Raw genomic sequence first — 17,568 nt, 5'->3', positions numbered from 1 at the left:
GACCATGCGCGGGCTAGGCTGACTGACATGTCCATGCTCGTTTCCACCCAGTGGCTGGCCGACCATCTCGGCGCGCCCGATCTCGTGGTGCTCGATGCGAGCGCGCACCTGCCAGATGCCGGCCGCGATCCGAAAGCCGAGTTCGCCCAGGCGCATATCCCCGGCGCGCGCTTTCTCAACCTTGCCACGCTGGTCGATCCGGCAAGCACGGTGCCCGCCGCCCTGCCCGATCCGGCAACATTCGCGCAGCGGATGGCCGCGCTCGGCGTGCAGGAAACCGACCATGTCGTGCTCTATGACGACAGCTATGTAAAAACCGCCGCACGCGCGTGGTTCATCTGCCGTCTGCACGGGATGCCCAATGTCTCGTTGCTCGACGGCGGCATGCCCAAGTGGCGCAGCGAAGGCCGACCGGTTGAGAGCGGCACGCCTGATGTGGAGGCTTCCTCCTTCGCCGCCACCCCCGGCGACCTCGCCGTGCGGACCAAGGCCGATGTGCTCGCCAATCTCGACAGCAAGGCCGAACAGCTGGTCGACGCACGCGGGGCCAAACGCTTCACCGGCGAAATGCCCGATTTCCGGCCCGACGTAGCCGACGGGCATATTCCCGGCTCGCGCAACCTTCCCTTCGATCACCTGTTCAACGCCGACGAGACTTACAAGTCGCCCGAGGAAATCCGCGCTGCTTTTGTGAAGGCCGGGGTCGACCTCGATCGCCCGCTGGTGACAACCTGCGGCGGCGGTGTGACGGCGGCGGTGCTGCTGTTCGCGCTGGCGCTTGCGGGCAAAAGCGACGTTGCGCTTTACGATGGAAGCTGGGCCGAATGGGGCACCGATCCCGCCACCCCCAAGCAAACAGGACCAGCCGCTTGAGCGACAAGACCGCGAATTCACCAAGCCACGCTAATGCCACCCGTCTGGTCGAGGCTGGGCGGCGCAAGCAGTGGTGCAGTGTGCCAGGCCAACCCGGCAGCGTCGTCAACCCGGCGGTCTGGCGCGCCAGCACCCACCTTTACGAAACCGCCGAAGACCTCGCCCGGGGCCGCCCCAACGCGCACGGCCACTTCTTCTATGGCCGTCGTGGCGGGCCGACCCAGTGGGCACTGGCCGACGCGCTGACCGAGTTGGAACAGGGCGCTGAAGGCACCGAACTGTTCCCGAGCGGTGTCGCCGCCATCGCCGCCACGCTGCTCGCACTGCTGAAGCCGGGCGACGAACTGCTGGTCTGCGACAATGCCTACGAGCCGACGCGCAATATCGCCGCCGGTATGCTGGCCGGTTATGGCATCACCCACCGCGCATTCGACCCGCTCGACCTTGAGGGCTTCGCCGCGATGATCGGGCCGAACACCAAGGTCGTGATGCTCGAAAGCCCGGGCAGCCTGACCATGGAAGTGAGCGACATTCCCGCACTCACCGCTATCGCGCGCGAAAAGGGCGTGGTCAGCGTGATCGACAACACCTGGGCCGGGCCACTCGGTTTTCCCGCCCTTGTCCACGGCTGCGACGTGACGCTGATGAGCCTGACAAAACATGTGGGCGGCCATTCGGACTTGATGATGGGCGCGGTGTCCGCCCGCGCGCCGCAGCTCGGCGAAATCCGCCGCTATGCGCAAATGCTCGGGCAGGTGGTTTCGCCCGACGACGCCGCATTGGCGCTGCGCGGCCTGCGCACGCTGGAGCTGCGGCTCGAACGCACCAGCGCCACGGCGACCGAGGTCGCACGCTGGCTCTCCACGCGGCCCGAGGTCAGCGCGGTGCTGTGCCCGCAGCTCGAAGGCGCGCCGGGCAACGACCTGTGGCAGCGCGACTTTTCGGGCGGCTGCGGCCTGTTCAGCTTCGTCCTCGCCGAAGGTGCCGACAAGAAGGCGCGCGCGCGCCTGCTCGATACGCTCGAGCTGTTTGGCATTGGCTTCAGCTGGGGCGGCTATGAAAGCCTCGCCCTGCCGATCGATCCGGCCAGCCTGCACACGCTGCGCCCCTGGCCGCCCGGCATCGACGAGGGCAGCGGGCTTGGCCTGCGCCTCGCTATCGGGCTAGAGGATGCTGGCGACCTTATCCGCGATCTGGAACGCGGATTTGCCGCCATGGGGGGATCATGAGCGCTACAGACGAGCTTTCCACGCTGCCGACAGGCCCGACCGAGGCTGCCAATGCCGCTGCCACCGCACCCACGCCCGATGCAACGGCGGCGGCGGTCGCGCTGCAAGAGGCTGAAAAAGCCGTCGAACGCGCGCGCGAAGCGATTGAAATGTCTGGGGCGAACACCCCCTCCGGCGTACCTTCTGACTTCCCCGCCGGAGACGATGGCGTCTCCGGGGCCGATGCGCTGAAAGACGCTGTGGCCGAGCAAAGCGTCACCATAGCCGGGCTGATCGAGAAGCTCGACAGCTGGGGCTTCACCGTGGCCGACACGCGCTTTTCGGTGTGGAGCGTGCTGGTGGTGGTGATGGTGGTGGCGGGCGTCATCATCGCCGCGCGGCTGTTTTCGCGGCTGTCCCACGCGATGCTGGATCGCGCGACCAAGCTGGATCCTTCGCAGAGGCTGCTGGGCGAGAAGCTGCTGACCATCCTCGTATGGGCCGCTTCGATCCTGATCGGCATCGATATGCTGGGGATCGACCTTACCGCGCTGACGGTGTTCTCCGGTGCCTTCGGCCTCGCCATCGGTTTCGGCTTGCAGAAAACCTTCGGCAACCTGATCGCGGGGATCATCCTGCTGCTCGACAAGTCGATCAAACCCGGCGACGTGATCGCCATCGCCGATCAGGCGGGCAACGAGAGTTTCGGCCAGATCCGCCGCATCGGCATCCGCGCCGTTTCCATCGTGACGCGCGACGAAAAGGAATATTTGATTCCGAACGAGAACCTGATGGTCAATCAGGTTGAGAACTGGTCGTACTCAAGCAAGAACGTGCGGATGCAGGTGCAGGTTGGCATCTCTTACGGCGCGGACATGAAACTGGCGGAAAAGCTGATGCTGGAGGCCGCCAAGGATTGCCCGCGCGTGCTCAAGGTGCCGCCGCCCACCGTATGGATGAGCGAATATGGCGACAACTCGGTCAATTTCGTGATTCACTGCTGGATCGTCGATCCCGAAGAGGGCGTGGGCAATGTCCGTTCGGCGGTGCTGAAGCGGCTGTGGGACCTGTTCGAGGAGAACGAGATCGAGATCCCCTTCCCCCAGCGCGACCTCAACCTGCGCGACAATGCGCAATTTCAACAGCTTGTGGCCGCCATTGCGCAGCGGGTGGAGAAGAAAAACGAAGAGGAGTGAGGCCGCGACAGCGCTACTTTGATGGGCTGGTCGCGGGCGTGGCCCCGTACTCTTCGAGGATCGTCGGGCGCACCCGGTAGCTGAGGGCACCGAGATGCAACGCCGCGCGTGCCGCCCATCGGCGCGAGGCATCGGTGCCCGGCAGGCTGGCGACCGTCATCGCCGCGCTTACCAGCGCCTTGGCCCCGGCGGTAAAGCCGAGACGGGAAAAGCCCTTGGCATCGTACTCACGCGACAGCAGCCCATGCGTCTGACCGGCGCGATACATACGCCTGAATACCCATGTCATCGAGGCGCGCGATTGCGGCACCTCTTCGTAAACCACCGATTCCGGGCGATAGACGATGCGCCCGCCGCTCTCCGTCAACTGACGGAACAGCAGTGTATCCTCCCCGCCCGTGCGCCCCAGTTCTTCGCGGAACCGGATGGCGTTGCGGCGCAGGAAGTCCACATCGATCAGCGCATTCGAGGTGTAGGCATTGTCCACCCGGCCGGTAATCCTGTTCGAGTGGAAATCGCACCGCGCGGCCCAGCCGGGCAGCGCCGAACCGTACTGCGCCACGCTTTGCCCGATCACGGCTTCTGCCTCATCGGCAGCGGCGTAAAGCTCTTCCAGCCAGTCGAGGCTCGCAACCTCGTCATCGTCGATGAAGGCGGCCCAGCGCGTTTCGACGCCATCGAGCGCGGCATTGCGCGCAATCGAGATGTTCTGCGCCGGGGCATGGCAGTAACGCAGCGGGAACCGGTAGTTGCCGGCTCTTTCGTCCACTTGAGACCGCAACGCGTCGGCCACATCGTTATCGACCACCAGCACGGCGGTCACCTCGACATTGCTCAGCCGCAGTTGCTCTATCGAGGCGAGCGTCTTGAACAGTGAAGGCCTGCGATAGGTGCAGATGCAGATCGTCACCGGCTCTGCCATGATGTCCCCGCTTCGGTGTAGGCCAAGGTGCCGGAATGCGGCGCAAAACCTGTTGGTTAGAAGCCCCGTCCATATCGGTTGCCGCTTAAAGGTCAATGAAGCGCGAGCAGCGTGCTAAAGCTGACCTACCCTCTCGTGAAGGCATTCTCGCTTCAATAGCTGCGGGCGAACGTTCATCTGCATGGCATGGCTGAAACCTATCATATCGGCACGATCCATCTCGTTGGCGCTGGGCCGGGCGATCCGGAGCTGCTCACTGTGCGCGCCGCGCGGCTGGTCTCGCAAGCGCGCGTGATCGTTCACGACGGGCTGGTCGATCCCGCGATCCTGGATATGGCGCGACCCGACGCACGCCTGATCAGCGTCGCCAAGGCTCGTGCGCGCCACACGATGCCGCAGGACGCGATCAACGAATTGCTCGTGCGTGAGGCTATGGCGGGCAACGATGTGGTGCGGCTGAAAGGCGGCGACCCCTTCGTGTTCGGCCGCGGGGGTGAGGAAATGGAAGCGGCGCAGGCCGCTGGCGTCCCAGTCGAGGTAGTCCCCGGCATTTCCGCCGCCAACGGTGCCGCCGCCGCCGCGCAGATCGCGCTCACCCACCGCGAAGATGCGTCGGTGGTCAGCTTCGTGGCGGGTCAGTGCAAGGGCCTTGCCGCGCAGAACTGGGCAGGCCTTGCCGGCAAGGGCCGCACGCTCGTGATTTACATGGGCGTTTCCACGGCCGCGCAGATTTCCGAAAAGCTCATGGACGATGGCCTCGCGCCCGATGCCCCGCTCGCCGTGGTTGAGAAGGCCTGCCGCGCCGATATGCGCGTGCTGCGCGCCCCGCTCGCCGGCCTGGCCGATCTCGTTTCGCGCGAGGCTGTGAAAAGCCCCGCCCTCATCATCATCGGCGAGGTTACCGCACGCGGTGACGCTGCTCTCGCACAACTGGCTCTGGAGGCCGCACAGTGAAAATCCTGACCGGAAACGATCTTTTGACCGGCCTCGTCACCTGGTGGGACGGCCAAGGCTGGTCGCCCCATGTCGACGACGCAGTAGACGTGGGCGACGAAGCCGAAACGATCCTCGCCCGCGAGGAAGCCGCGCGCCGGGTGAATGCCAGCTACGCCATCGAGGCGACCCGCGACGAGGCAGGCAAGGTCCGCCCCGCCCACATCAAGGATCGCGTGCGCGCACTCGGCCCCACGGTGCGCCCCGACCTGACCCTCAAACCCGCCGAGCCTGAAGCTCTCAACTGGGTGATCTGACATGTACAAGTACGATAACTACGATCAGGAAATGGTCGACACCCGCGTCGCCGAATTCCGCGACCAGACGCGCCGGCGCCTCGAAGGCAAGATGACCGAGGACCAGTTCAAGCCGCTGCGCCTGCAGAATGGCCTGTACCTCCAGTTGCACGCCTACATGCTGCGCGTGGCCGTGCCCTATGGCACGCTGAACTCCACGCAGATGCACGCGCTGGCCGACATCGCCGACAAGTACGACCGCGGCTATGGCCACTTCACCACCCGGCAGAACATCCAGTACAACTGGATCAAGCTGGAAGAAGCGCCCGATCTGCTTGCCGATCTCGCCAAGGTCGAGATGCATGCGATCCAGACCAGCGGCAATTGCATCCGCAACATCAGCTCGGACCAGTACGCCGGCGCTGCCGCCGACGAGCTGGTCGACCCGCGCCCCTATGCCGAACTGCTGCGCCAGTGGTCGAGCTTCCACCCGGAATTCCTGCACCTGCCGCGCAAGTTCAAGATCTGCGTGATCGCTTCGGATACCGACCGCGCGGCTATGCGCCTGCACGATATCGGCATCCAGATCGTGAAGAATGATGCGGGCGAAATCGGCTGCGCGTTCTACGTCGGCGGCGGCATGGGCCGCACCCCGATGATTGCTCCGCTGATCCGCGAGTTCGTCCCGCTTGACCAGCTGATCACCTATTCTGAAGCCTGCCTGCGGGTCTACAACCGCTACGGTCGGCGCGATAACAAGTACAAGGCGCGCATCAAGATCCTCGTCCACGAGATGGGCAAGGACGAATATGCGCGTCAGGTCGAGGAAGAGTTCGCGCATCTGCTGGAACAGGGCATCGAGCCGCCGCTGGCCGAGCTGGAGCGGATCAAGACCTACTTCCAGGACCCCGAATTCAAGACCGGCCTCACCGACAAGGCTGATCGTTCGGACGAGAACTTCGCGCGCTGGGTCGACAGCAACTGTATGCCGCACAAAACCCCTGGCTATGTCGCGGTGACGATCAGCCTGAAGCCTGTCGGCGGCATTCCCGGCGACGCCAGCACAGAGCAAATGCATGTGATGGCTGACCTTGCGAAGGAATATTCGTTCGACGAGTGCCGCGTCACCCATGCGCAAAACATCGTGCTGCCGCACGTCGAGATCGGCCGGTTGAACGAGCTTTATGGCAAGCTGGCCGAAGCTGGCCTTGCCACCGCCAATATCGACCACATCGGCGACATCATCGCCTGCCCCGGCCTCGACTATTGCAGCCTGGCCAATGCCCGCTCGATCCCCGTCGCGCAGAAGATTTCGCAGCGCTTTGCCGAGAACGGCAAGGGCGAGACGCTCGGCCAGCTCAAGCTGAAGATCTCGGGCTGCATCAACGCCTGCGGCCATCACCATGCAGGCCACATCGGCATCCTCGGCGTCGACAAGAAGGGCACTGAAAACTACCAGCTGCTGCTCGGCGGGAGCGAGGCGGAGGATACCAGCCTCGCCAAGATCACTGGCCCCGGCTTCGATGAGGCTGGCATTGTCGACGCGGTTGAGAAGGCCGCTGACGTCTATCTGGCCCAGCGCGAGGACGGCGAACGCTTCCTCGATACCTACCGCCGCATCGGCATGGACCCGTTCAAGGAGGCACTTTATGCCTGATAATCTCGGCACCAGCCCCAACGAAGTGCAGTTCCGCTTCCGCGAAGATGAGGTGGTCGATCATCCGGCCGTTACCGTCGATTCGTTCCTCGACCAGTCGAACGCCGCCGCGGTGCGGATCGAACCGGGCGACGACACGCGCGAACTGTTGCCGCATCTTGGCCGCATCAAGCTGGTGGAGGTGAACTTCCCCGGCTTCATGGACGGACGCGGCTATTCCGCCGCCCGCGTGCTGCGCGAAGCCGGCTACGAGGGCGAGATCCGCGCCGTGGGCGAAGTGCTGATCGACCAGCTCGCGATCATGCGCCGCTGCGGTTTCGACGCCTTCGCGCCTGCTGATATGCTTGACGAAACCGACGCGGAACGTGCCTTTGGCCTCTGGGACAATGTCTATCAGAAGACCACCGACGGCCGCGCACCGATCTGGCAGAAGCGGCATGGGTAACACCGCCGCCCGCCAGATTGACCGTATCGACACCGGCCCCGCTTTTACTCAGGCGGATGCCGACGCGCTGAACGAGCGCTTTGCCGAGATGTCCACGCAGGAGATGCTTGCTACGCTGTTCGCCGAGAAAGCGATCGGCCGGGTGGGCGTGGTCTCCAGCTTCGGCACCGAAAGCGCGGTGCTGCTGCATCTGGTCGCCGAGGCCGACCCGAGCGTGCCGGTGATCTTTGTCGATACGCTCAAGATGTTCGACGAGACGCTGGATTATCGCGAGACACTGGTGAAGCACCTGGGCCTGACCAATTCGCAGGTGGTCGAGCCCAAGCCCGAGGTGTTGGCGGAGAAGGACGAAAGCGGTCTGCGCTGGTCCTACGATCCCGATGGCTGCTGCGAAATCCGCAAGGTGGAGCCGTTGGCGCGTGCCAAGTCCGGGCTCGATGCGTGGATTTCCGGGCGCAAGGCTTTTCAGTCGGTCACCCGACAGAACCTGCCCCGGTTTGAGGTCGAAGAAGGCCGCCTCAAGATCAATCCCCTGGGCGACTGGACCAAGGACGATCTCGAAGCCTACTTCGAGGAACACGACCTGCCCCGGCACCCGCTGGAGGCCGAAGGCTTCCTTTCGGTTGGTTGCGCGCCCTGCACCAGCAAGGTGAAACCGGGCGAAGATCCGCGAGCTGGCCGCTGGCGCGGGTGGGACAAGACCGAGTGCGGGATTCACGGGGCCAGCTCACCGCTTCCCGGCAAGGACGACGATGGCGAGCTTCCGGCAGGATACGAACCTGTTTTTTAACGTAATTTTCATTTCAGAGAGCGATTAGAAGAGCGCGCCCTGAGCCGCGGAAGACAGGTCTTTGACAATGCGCAACCGAGAGGTTGCATATTGCGCAACATGTCTTGCGGTTATGGCGTTTGTGCGGAAAGGCCCGGCACTGCATAAGGAACGGGCCTTTCAGGCATCCTCTCCCAAGACTTTCAAAGCCCGGCCTCGCGCCGGGCTTTTTTTCTGCGCGTCAACCATGGTCGCAGCGATAAAGGGACTATCGCCGCTCCGTGGATGCTTGCCGCTTGCGCGCAATTGGCAAGCATCAAACGGGATGTGGACCACGCCATTGCGAATTTCGCAACAGCTCGTGCAGTAAGCTCGTTTGCGGGAATCGGCCCAGCCCCGCATAAGGAACGGGCCTTTCAGGCATCCTCTCCCAAAACTTTCAAAGCCCGGCCTCGTGCCGGGCTTTTTTCTGCGCGACAACGATGTCCGCAACGATACGGGACTATCGCCGTGGCGTGGATGATTGCCGATTGCGCGCAATGCGCTGCACCAAGCGGGCGCAGAATTTCCCATTGCGAATTACGCAACAGCTCATGCAGTAAGCTCGTTTGTGAGAATCGGCCCAGCTCCGCATAAGGAACGGGCCTTTCAGGCATCCTCTCCCAAGACTTTCAAAGCCCGGCCTCGCGCCGGGCTTTTTTTCTGCCTAGTACTCGCGCGGCTAAAGCCACCCTTGTGCGCGATACCAGCCCACAGTCTGGGCGAGGCCCTCGGGTGTGGCGATGGCCGGCTGCCACAGGGCGCGCGGCACCGCGCGCGCCGCATCGCTTACCCAATCGGGATGGACCATGTACCGCACCCGATCCGGGGTCAGCTTGGCGCGCGGACCACGCGCCGCGCGGTCGATCTTCGCAAGGGTTGCTAGCAACGAGGCAGGCATCGCCGGGGCCCACACATCCCTGCCCAGCGCCCGGCCCACAGCCTTGGCGAAGTCATGATGGCGCCAGCCGCGCTCGGTTCCATCGTCGGGCTCGAATATCCGGCCTGAGACCCCCTCCCCTCCCGGCACTACGTCGAGCAGCAGTCGGGCAAGATCCTCCACGTGGATCACCGAGAGACGCCCCTCGGGCGGCATAGGCAGCAGTCCGAACCGCGCCGCGCGGAACAGCTGGAACATTTCGGTATCGCGTGGGCCATAAACGGCGGGAGGACGCACCACAGTCCAGTCGAGCCCGCTCGCCTTGGCCAGCTCTTCGGCCTCGCGTTTGGTGCGGCAATAGTCCGACAGGCCCGGTTCGCGCGCCGCGATGGAGGAGACGCAGATGAACCGCCCCACGTCTGCCGTCTGTGCTGCGGCCACCACGGCGCGGGTGCCCTCGATATTGCCTGCCTCGAAAGCGGCAGTGTTCGCGCCGTTCACCACGCCCGCGATGTGCAACAGCGCCCCTGCCCCGCGCGCCAGCTCAGCCAGTGCGGCGTGATCGGCGAGATCGCCGCGCACCCAGGTCACGTTGTCGCGCGGCTTCTGCTCGCGCCGGGTAAGCGCGCGCAGGGCAATGCCGCGCCGCGCCGCCTCATCCATCACTGCCTGACCCACGAAGCCCGTGGCCCCTGTGATAGCGACGACCCCGCTCACAGCATCACCAGATGATCGCGGTGAATCACCGCCGAGCGCGGCGAATAGCCAAGCACCGGCTCGATAACTTCGCGCCGCAATCCCTTGATCGCCGCGACTTCTTCGCTCGTATATTCGCTCAAGCCCTGTGCCAGCACTGCGCCGCTTTCGTCATGAACCTCGACCGGATCGCCGCGTTCGAAGCTTCCGCTCACCTGCACGATCCCCGCCGCCAGCAGGCTGCCGCCACTGCGCAGCGCCTCGGCGCATCCGGCATCGATCACCAGCTTCCCCTCGATCTTCTGCCGCGCCCCGAGCCAGGCTTTGCGCGCACCATCGTTGCGCTGAGGCCGGAACAGCGTGCCCACATCGCCGCCAAGCGCGCGTGTGAGCGGCTCGTCATGCGTGCCGTTGATAATGGCGAGCGCAATGCCTGCCCGCTCTGCGATCTCGGCGGCCTGCAATTTCGACGTCATCCCGCCAGAGCCCATGCCGGACCCCGAACCGGGGCTCGCCATCGCGTGGATTTCCGGCGTAACGCCCTCCACCAGCGGCAACAGCCGCGCGCCCTCCTCGCGTGGATCGCGGTCATAAAGCCCGTCGATATCGGACAGCAACACCACCGCATCGGCACCGGCCGCCTGCGCCACACGGGCGGCAAGCCGGTCATTGTCGCCAAAGCGGATTTCTTCGGTGGCGACCGAGTCGTTCTCGTTGATTACCGGCACCACACCCGCCTTGAGCAGCCGACTGATCGTGGCCGAAGCGTTGAGATAGCGGCGCCGGTCTTCAAGGTCGTCGAGGGTGAGCAACATCTGCGCCGCGATCACATCATGCTGGCTAAGCAGTTCGGCCCACAGCCCGCCCAGCGCAATCTGCCCGACGGCGGCAGAGGCCTGTGCATCGGCTAGGCTCCCGCGGCCGCCCCGTGCCATGCCAAGCCGCGCGGCGCCGAGCGCGATCGAGCCCGAGCTGACCACGATGACCTTCTGTCCGCCCTCACGCAGCCGCGCGATCTCGCCCGTAAGGCCCGCAAGCCATTCACGGCGCGGCTGGCCGTCCTTGCCGACCAGCAGCGACGAACCGACCTTGAGCACGACCAGAGGCGCAAGCGCGTGATCGGCAAGGTCGCGAAGGCAGGTAATGCTCATGCGCGGCGGCTTAGCGCGTCAGCCCAGCGGATTCCACGGCTTTGCAGGCTCGTCGGTCTCTTCCTCGGCCAGAACTGGGGCCGCCTTCGTCTCGGTCGAGGTGCGCAGCGGCAGATAGCTGAGCAGCGCATCGAGCAACTCGTTGATCCCGTCGCCGCTCAGGCCAGAGATCGCAAACACCTTATCAGCACCCGCGGCGAGCAGTTCTTCGGAGAACCCTTCGACCAGTTCGTCATCGGCCTGATCGACCTTGTTGAGCACGACGAGACGCGGCTTGCCCGCAAGCTCATCGTCATAGGCGGCCAGCTCATCCTCGACGATGCGCATGGCCTCGACCGGGTCGGTACCGGTGATGTCGATTAGGTGTATCAGCACCCTGCAGCGCTCGATATGACCGAGGAAGCGGTCGCCAATCCCTGCGCCATCCGCCGCGCCTTCGATCAGGCCGGGAATATCGGCAATCACGAACTCGCGGCCCTTGTGGTGGACCACGCCAAGCTTCGGCACCAGCGTGGTGAAGGCATAGGCACCAACCTTGGCGCGCGCATTGGAGACGGCGTTGATGAAGGTGGACTTGCCCGCATTCGGCAGGCCCAGCAAGCCCACGTCGGCGAGCAGCTTGAGCCGCAGCCAAACCCACATCTCCTGCGCGGCTTCGCCCGGCTGATGCTGGCGCGGTGCGCGGTTGGTGCTCGACTTGTAGCTGGCGTTGCCACGCCCGCCCATGCCGCCTTCGAGCAGGGTCACTTCCTGCCCCTCTTCGGTGAAGTCGGCGAGCAGTTCCTCGCGCTCCTCGTCGAAAACCTGCGTGCCAACGGGCACTTCGATGATCAGGTCTTCGGCGGCGGCGCCGGTGCGGTTGCGGCCCATGCCGTGACCGCCGCGCTTGGCCTTGAAGTGCTGCGAGTAGCGAAAGTCGATCAGGGTGTTGAGGCCTGGCACGGCGCGAAAGATCACATCGCCACCCTTGCCGCCGTTGCCGCCATCGGGGCCGCCGTACTGGATGAACTTTTCGCGCCGGAAGCTGACAGCGCCGGGGCCGCCCGCGCCGGACCGCAGAAAGATCTTGGACTGATCAAGAAAATGCATGGCGTCAACTTACCCTAAAACGCCGAACGCTCAAACGGGCGTGTTGCGCCCGCAAGGCCGACCGGCCGCCCGCAGGTGCCCCGAAACGAAGGCGTCAGCCAAGTGGAGGGAATTGCACCAAGGACGATCGCGCGGATGCGCGATCGTAAAAAGTCTGGTGGAGCCGAGCGGGATCGAACCGCTGACCTCGTCATTGCGAACGACGCGCTCTCCCAACTGAGCTACGGCCCCGTATCCAGGTTCGCCAAACACGGAATCAGGTCCGTTTCGGCTGGGAGGGCGGCTCTTAGCGTCAAGCCGCCCTTCCGAAAAGCAAAAAATGCCGCAGTCTACTCGGCGTCGCTCGGCACCGGCTGCACCACCGGGGTGCTGCTGGCCTTTTCATCGACCGGGACAACCGGCAGTTCACCACCGCTCTCGGGATCGAGCACATAGCCGGTAGGAGCCGGGCCGACCTCGTCCGCCGCAGCAGCCTGGCCGCCGTTGCCATAAAGCGCCACCCAGCCAGGCTGCGACGGGCCATATTCCGCGCCCCACTTGCGGTCCCACTCGGCCGACAGCTGCTCGTAGCGTTCATAGGCGACGTAAAACCGGTCGAACGCCTGCTCATAGCGCTGGAGGCCTTGCGTCGCGAAGGCGACCATGTCCTCGGGCGGCGTGGCAATGAACTCGCTCGCTACCTGCCGCGCCGTGCTGCAGAATTCGGACCGCGCTGAAGGATTGGCGAAGTAGTTGTAGACCCCGGTGGAGTGCGTCTCGCGGGCCAGAAGGGCCGCCCGGTTGCTTCCCTCGCTCTGGCGGTACCGACGGTCGAGCGCGGTGTTCGCCCGCGACAGACTGCGCGATTGCGTATCGAGCAGCGCGCGGTAGCCGGTCAGGATCGGATCGTCTTCGGCAACCTGACAGTTGAGCGCCGCCACGTTCCAGCCCGAGCGGAAGTGCCAAAGCGTCTCGTTTTCGTCGAGACCGGTGTTGACCGTCTGCCGCACTCCGGCGGCATCGCGCCGCGGAATGTCCATCGCATAGGCCGACTGCGGCGGTGGCAACGGACGAAAGGGTACCGCTTCTACCACCGGCGGCGGCGGAGGCGGCGGAGGAGGGGGCGGCGGAGCGGGCGTGGTGCAAGCAGCACAGACGAGCACGAGCGCAGTAAGCGCGGTATTCGAGAGCCTGCGGGGTGTCAGTTCGATGGGCAAGTGTCAGTCCTCTCCGTCATGATGACGTTCTATCACGATGCGGCAAGCCTGATCGAGGGATGGTGCTTGGTCGCAGATCGTCAATACACATTGCCCGGCAGCGCGAGAAGCGCCGCCGGGCAACTATTGCACCATATATTTAAGGCACACGCTGAAGCGAACTTAGTCGCGCGTTGCACCCATGAAACGCAGCAGGAACAAGAACATGTTGATGAAGTCGAGGTAGAGGCTCAGCGCCCCCATGATCACCATCTTGCCCAGCGGATAGGCCGCAGCCACCGAGGGGTTGGTCATCTTCAGCTGGTTGATGGCCAGATATTCCTGCTTCAAACGCTGCGTATCGTAAGCGGTAAGGCCCGCGAAGATCAGCACGCCAAGGCCGCTGATGGCCCACATCAGACCGGGCGACTGCAGCCACATGTTAAGCAGCGAGGCGACCAGAATGCCGATCACACCCATGATCAGGAAGCTGCCGAAACCCGACAGGTCCTTCTTCGTAGTGTAACCGAACAGGCTGAGCCCGGCGAAGGCCGCCGCCGTGGCGAAGAAGGTCACCGCAATCGAGCCAGAGGTGTAGACGAGAAAAATCGTCGACAGCGACAGGCCCATCAGGACTGCGAAGCCCCAGAACATCGCCTGCAGCGTGGAGGTCGAGAACTTGTTGCGCCCGAAGCTCATCGCGAACACGATCGCGAGCGGTGAAAGCGCCACGATCCACATTAGCGGACCCGAGGCAAAGGCATAGGCCCAGCCCATGTTGGCCGTGAGCGCCGCGACCACACCGGTCAGCAGCACGCCCGATGCCATGTAATTGTAAATCGAAAGCATGTGCGTACGCAGGCCAGCATCGAAGGTGGTGCCGCCTGACAGATCACGCGTCTGGCCCGCCGACGCGCCGAAGCCTTGCTGGCCGAAGCCAGTCTGCGGGCGGTTGTCGTTCCAATTCGCCATTTCTTGCAAACTCCTCTGTCCGGCCTCAAGAGGGGCGGGCCGGGCTAGGTCTAATATCGCGATGGAAGCCTGCGATTTCAAGCGAAACCGGCAGGCATCGCATTAACCCTCTTCGCGCGCCTCACGCGCCATTTCCACGCTGCGATCACGTGCCGACCGCAGGGTCTTGGTAATGAGATTGGACAATGCCTCATCCTCATCGAGCGCATCAAGACCGGCGCGCGTCACCCCGCCCTTGCTTGCCACCATGTCAGCGAGCTTGCCAGGCGTATGCTCCGACTGGGCCGCGAGGGCCGCTGCCCCCTCCACCATGGCCAGCGCAAATTGCTGTGCCTTGTGCTCGGGCAAGCCAAGCCGCACGGAGGCATTGGCAAGCGCATCGATGAAACGATAGACGAAGGCCGGGCCACTGCCCGCCAGCGCGGTGACGAGGTCGAACTTGTCCTCGGCCACCCATTCGGCATGGCCGAGCGCGCCCATCCATTCGATCAGCGATGCCTGCGCCGCATCGTCAAGCCCGGCCTGAGCCAGCGCAACCGGCGCCTTGCCCATCGCCACCGCCAGATTCGGCATCACGCGCACCTGCGCAGCCGAGCGCGGGAACTTGTCCTTCAACGTCGACAGTTCGACCCCGGCCAGCATCGACAGTATCGTGCAATCCGGCCCAGCGAGCGGCTCGATCTGCGGGGCGAGATCGCCCAGCATCTGGGGTTTTACACCAATTAGGATCGCATCGAACGCGCGGTCCTTAGGCAATTCGCGCAGAAGTTCGATGTCGCCGGGCGCGGATTCGCGCACAGGATCGACGATAGTGAAGCTGCCGGGCGATGTGCCCGCCGCCAGCCAGCCTTCGAGCATCGCTCCGGCCATATTGCCGCAACCGACGATGAGGGTGGATTTGAATGCCATAAATTGGGTCCTTAGCCGTAAGCGCGAAACTGGCCTTACCAAGTCTGCGTTATACGGCAAATTTCAACCCCCGGGCTGCGACCTTCGGGTGCCTTAGGCCTCGCCCGCTGCATCGACCATGGCTGCGGCAAGCGCCTCGCGCGGGCTCTTGTCGCCCCAGAGCACAAACTGAAAGGCCGGATAGAAACGATCGCATTCGGACACGGCCGTATCGAGCGCCAGCTGCGCCATATCGAGGCTGATCATGCCATCATCGCCCAGCAGCAGCCCGTGGCGGTAAAGGAGCACCGAGCCTTGCGACCAGATATCGAAATGGCCGAGCCAGAGCTGTTCGTTAACCATGGCGAGCAATTCCTGCGCCTCGCGCAGCCGGCCCTCTGTCACGCGCACCTCGGGCAGGCACAGCAATTGCAGCACCCGGTCTTCCTCGCGCCATATCGCGCGCAGCTGATAGGTCGTCCAACTGCCCGGAATTTCGCCACAAATCTCGTCCTCACCAACGAAATCGTGAGCCCATCCATGGGCCTCGAAAACGGCGGCGAGCATGTCCACGGGCGCGGCGTCCTCGGTCGCGTCGATGGGCTCGCGGGTCGAATTCATGTGCATAGCGCCTGTGTCCTCGTCATCTCATGCTTAATGGCTGACGTGCTGGCACAGGTGCAATCATTGCGTCGAAGTCGCCCGTGCAAAACTGCAATCGGCTGTTCGTAGCATGTGCATAAAGAAAGGTGGTGAGAACGACGCACAGCACCGCCCGGCAGCATGACGGGCGCTAAAGCGGCTTGATTTCCTGCCCGGCGTCGCTGGTAAAGCGGAAGCTGTCGACCCCCGCCTTGCCAAGTTCGCTCACAAACTCCTGCGCCTCGCGCGCGGTTGCGAACGGGCCGGTGAGCAGACGGTTGCTCTCACCCCAAGGAGTGACGAATGCCTCGGCATCGTCAAGCAGGCCGGCTGCCTCGCGCTTGATCCGCCGCCAGTCGAAGCGGAAGGCGGAAGTGTCTTGCCCGGTCGCCACCTGCACCCACTGGCGCGAGGGATGCGCCGGCGGTGGCGGGGGAGGCGGCGGCGCCGGGCGTTCGCGCGGGATGTCGATCGCGGTGATGTCGACCGCATTGGCCGAGGCTGCGACCGGCAACGGCGAACTGCGCGCAAAGTCGGCAAAGGCGGAGGCCAGATCCGGTTCAGGCTCAGGCTCAGCTGCTGGCAGTTGCTGGGCTACGCTTTGCCTGTCCGCGTCAGCTCGCGCTACCACCGCCGCCGCTTGCGGCGAAGGCTCCCATTGGGCATCGGGTGCGGGCGTGGAGGCAGGCAGTTCCTCGGTAACCGCGGCCACGGTGACAGGCTGATCCTGTTCTGCGAGAGGCGGCAATTCCTCACCAGCGGCGACCGTTTCCGGCTCGCTGGCCCAGGATTGCGGCTGATCAGCCGATGCAGGCGCGGACGATTGCGCAAGCGGTGGCCCGGAAGGGATCAAGCGCTCATCCCCCCGCGTGGCGGCGCGCGGTGCGGCTGGTTCGCCCTCCTGTGACGTCGCCAGCGCGGCAATGCTCGGATCGTCGCGCCCGATTTGCGAGCCCGACGGAAAACGCCCAAGGTCGGCCGCTGCCGCCTGCTGCGCCTTCGTCAACCTTGGCATATAGCGCAAATAGGGCGCAATCCGGCTCGCCAGCCGTGCAGGCAGCATCGTTTCAGCAATGGTGACCGCCTCGGTCTCTTTGCCCAGAATCGCCAGCGCGAAGGCTCGTGTACGAAAGGCGGCGAGATCGTTCTGCTGCAACAGCGGCAACAGCACCTCTTCCGCTGCCGCCTGATCGCCCGAAATCGCATAGCTGATGGCAAGGCGGCGCATGGTTTCGGGATCGGGATCGTCATCGATCGCCTGCCGGTAAAGCCGCTGGGCCCGGGCATTGTTGCCCACCAGATCGAAGGCCAGCGCCCGCTCGCCCGCAAGCGGCTCCATCGGTTCGCCCGCATAGTCCGCGTTTTCGAACAGTTGCAGCGCGGTGACCGCCTCGCCCCGGCGCAAGGCCACTTGCCCCAGCCCGGCCAGCATTCGGCCATCGTTGGGATCGATATCCTGCGCGCGCGCGAAGAAGCCGAGCGCGGCATCGACATTTTCGAGCGCCAGCGAAGCTTCGCCCGCCTCGACCAGCGCATCGAGCGAATCGGGGTTGGCAGACAGGCGGCGCATGGCGTTAGCCAAGTCCGCCGCCGCCGGGTTGGGCAGCGCTTGCACCACTTCCTGTGCCAGCACCACGGGGGCACCCATCCCGCTCACATAAAGAGCGGTGCAGCAGGTAAGCAGGGCGGTGAGTTTCGACATTGCCAGCCTAGATGGCACACGCGCCGCATTTCGCA

General features: G+C 64.5%; 17 protein-coding genes and 1 tRNA gene. 8 read left to right on the top strand and 10 right to left on the bottom strand.

What is annotated here, in order from left to right:
• The first annotated feature begins 27 nt into the window (after positions 1-27).
• From sseA to E0473_RS12050, 3 genes are read left to right on the top strand one after another with little or no spacing between them, the layout of a single operon-like run.
• On the top strand, positions 28-873 hold the full coding sequence (sseA, locus tag E0473_RS12060) for a 3-mercaptopyruvate sulfurtransferase (RefSeq protein ID WP_137681142.1): 846 nt from the start codon (positions 28-30) through the stop codon (positions 871-873).
• Positions 825-2,102: a cystathionine beta-lyase gene (gene metC / locus E0473_RS12055; RefSeq protein ID WP_137681141.1), complete on the top strand. Its 1,278-nt coding sequence runs from the start codon at positions 825-827 to the stop codon at positions 2,100-2,102. Before sseA ends, metC begins: the two co-directional genes overlap by 49 nt.
• The gene (locus E0473_RS12050; protein WP_421721791.1) at positions 2,099-3,277 is read left to right on the top strand and encodes a mechanosensitive ion channel family protein; all 1,179 of its coding nucleotides are present in this window, start codon (positions 2,099-2,101) and stop codon (positions 3,275-3,277) included. The genes metC and E0473_RS12050 overlap by 4 nt, the downstream gene beginning before the upstream one ends.
• A gap of 13 nt (positions 3,278-3,290) precedes the next feature.
• Here the strand turns inward: E0473_RS12050 and E0473_RS12045 are convergent, their stop codons facing one another.
• Positions 3,291-4,199, bottom strand: coding sequence for a glycosyltransferase family 2 protein (locus E0473_RS12045; protein WP_137681140.1), 909 nt, complete (start codon positions 4,197-4,199; stop codon positions 3,291-3,293).
• Between the two features lie 186 nt (positions 4,200-4,385).
• Between E0473_RS12045 and cobA the strand changes: the two genes are divergently transcribed.
• The 5 genes from cobA to E0473_RS12020 are packed head-to-tail and all read left to right on the top strand — an operon-like array spanning position 4,386 to position 8,320.
• On the top strand, positions 4,386-5,153 hold the full coding sequence (cobA, locus tag E0473_RS12040; RefSeq protein ID WP_137681139.1) for a uroporphyrinogen-III C-methyltransferase: 768 nt from the start codon (positions 4,386-4,388) through the stop codon (positions 5,151-5,153).
• The gene (locus tag E0473_RS12035; protein ID WP_137681138.1) at positions 5,150-5,449 is read left to right on the top strand and encodes a DUF2849 domain-containing protein; all 300 of its coding nucleotides are present in this window, start codon (positions 5,150-5,152) and stop codon (positions 5,447-5,449) included. The genes cobA and E0473_RS12035 overlap by 4 nt, the downstream gene beginning before the upstream one ends.
• A gap of 1 nt (position 5,450) precedes the next feature.
• Positions 5,451-7,085 (top strand): nitrite/sulfite reductase, encoded by a 1,635-nt coding sequence (locus E0473_RS12030; RefSeq protein ID WP_137681137.1) that lies wholly within the window; start codon positions 5,451-5,453, stop codon positions 7,083-7,085.
• Positions 7,078-7,530 carry a DUF934 domain-containing protein gene (locus E0473_RS12025; RefSeq protein WP_137681136.1) on the top strand — a complete coding sequence of 151 codons (453 nt, stop codon included), beginning with the start codon at positions 7,078-7,080 and terminating at the stop codon, positions 7,528-7,530. The genes E0473_RS12030 and E0473_RS12025 overlap by 8 nt, the downstream gene beginning before the upstream one ends.
• The gene (locus tag E0473_RS12020) at positions 7,523-8,320 is read left to right on the top strand and encodes a phosphoadenylyl-sulfate reductase (RefSeq protein ID WP_137681135.1); all 798 of its coding nucleotides are present in this window, start codon (positions 7,523-7,525) and stop codon (positions 8,318-8,320) included. Before E0473_RS12025 ends, E0473_RS12020 begins: the two co-directional genes overlap by 8 nt.
• Positions 8,321-9,020: 700 nt before the next feature.
• Here E0473_RS12020 and E0473_RS12015 read toward each other — a convergent pair.
• The 9 genes from E0473_RS12015 to E0473_RS11975 form a co-directional block, all read right to left on the bottom strand.
• Positions 9,021-9,935 (bottom strand): NAD-dependent epimerase/dehydratase family protein, encoded by a 915-nt coding sequence (locus E0473_RS12015; protein WP_277751518.1) that lies wholly within the window; start codon positions 9,933-9,935, stop codon positions 9,021-9,023.
• A complete protein-coding gene (gene proB / locus E0473_RS12010; RefSeq protein ID WP_137681134.1) occupies positions 9,932-11,065 on the bottom strand; it encodes a glutamate 5-kinase in 1,134 nt (377 codons plus the stop codon). Before proB ends, E0473_RS12015 begins: the two co-directional genes overlap by 4 nt.
• 18 nt (positions 11,066-11,083) lie before the next feature.
• Positions 11,084-12,154, bottom strand: coding sequence for a GTPase ObgE (obgE, locus tag E0473_RS12005; RefSeq protein ID WP_137681133.1), 1,071 nt, complete (start codon positions 12,152-12,154; stop codon positions 11,084-11,086).
• Positions 12,155-12,309: 155 nt separating this feature from the next.
• Positions 12,310-12,385, bottom strand: a tRNA-Ala gene (locus tag E0473_RS12000).
• 98 nt (positions 12,386-12,483) lie between these two features.
• Positions 12,484-13,350: a hypothetical protein gene (locus E0473_RS11995; protein WP_241657488.1), complete on the bottom strand. Its 867-nt coding sequence runs from the start codon at positions 13,348-13,350 to the stop codon at positions 12,484-12,486.
• Positions 13,351-13,512: 162 nt separating this feature from the next.
• Positions 13,513-14,301: a Bax inhibitor-1/YccA family protein gene (locus E0473_RS11990; protein ID WP_137681132.1), complete on the bottom strand. Its 789-nt coding sequence runs from the start codon at positions 14,299-14,301 to the stop codon at positions 13,513-13,515.
• Between the two features lie 102 nt (positions 14,302-14,403).
• A complete protein-coding gene (locus E0473_RS11985) occupies positions 14,404-15,210 on the bottom strand; it encodes a pyrroline-5-carboxylate reductase family protein (protein ID WP_137681131.1) in 807 nt (268 codons plus the stop codon).
• Between the two features lie 93 nt (positions 15,211-15,303).
• The gene (locus tag E0473_RS11980) at positions 15,304-15,810 is read right to left on the bottom strand and encodes a type III secretion system chaperone family protein (RefSeq protein ID WP_137681130.1); all 507 of its coding nucleotides are present in this window, start codon (positions 15,808-15,810) and stop codon (positions 15,304-15,306) included.
• 172 nt (positions 15,811-15,982) lie between these two features.
• Entirely contained in the window at positions 15,983-17,533 is a 1,551-nt protein-coding gene (locus tag E0473_RS11975) for a tetratricopeptide repeat protein (RefSeq protein WP_161981583.1), read from the bottom strand.
• Between the last annotated feature and the right edge of the window lie 35 nt (positions 17,534-17,568).

Origin of the sequence: Aurantiacibacter suaedae, assembly GCF_005434915.1 — a bacterium.
Lineage (GTDB): Bacteria > Pseudomonadota > Alphaproteobacteria > Sphingomonadales > Sphingomonadaceae > Alteraurantiacibacter > Alteraurantiacibacter suaedae.
The sequence above is the reverse complement of the archived record's forward strand: the minus strand, read 5'-3'. Positions and strand labels throughout refer to the sequence as shown.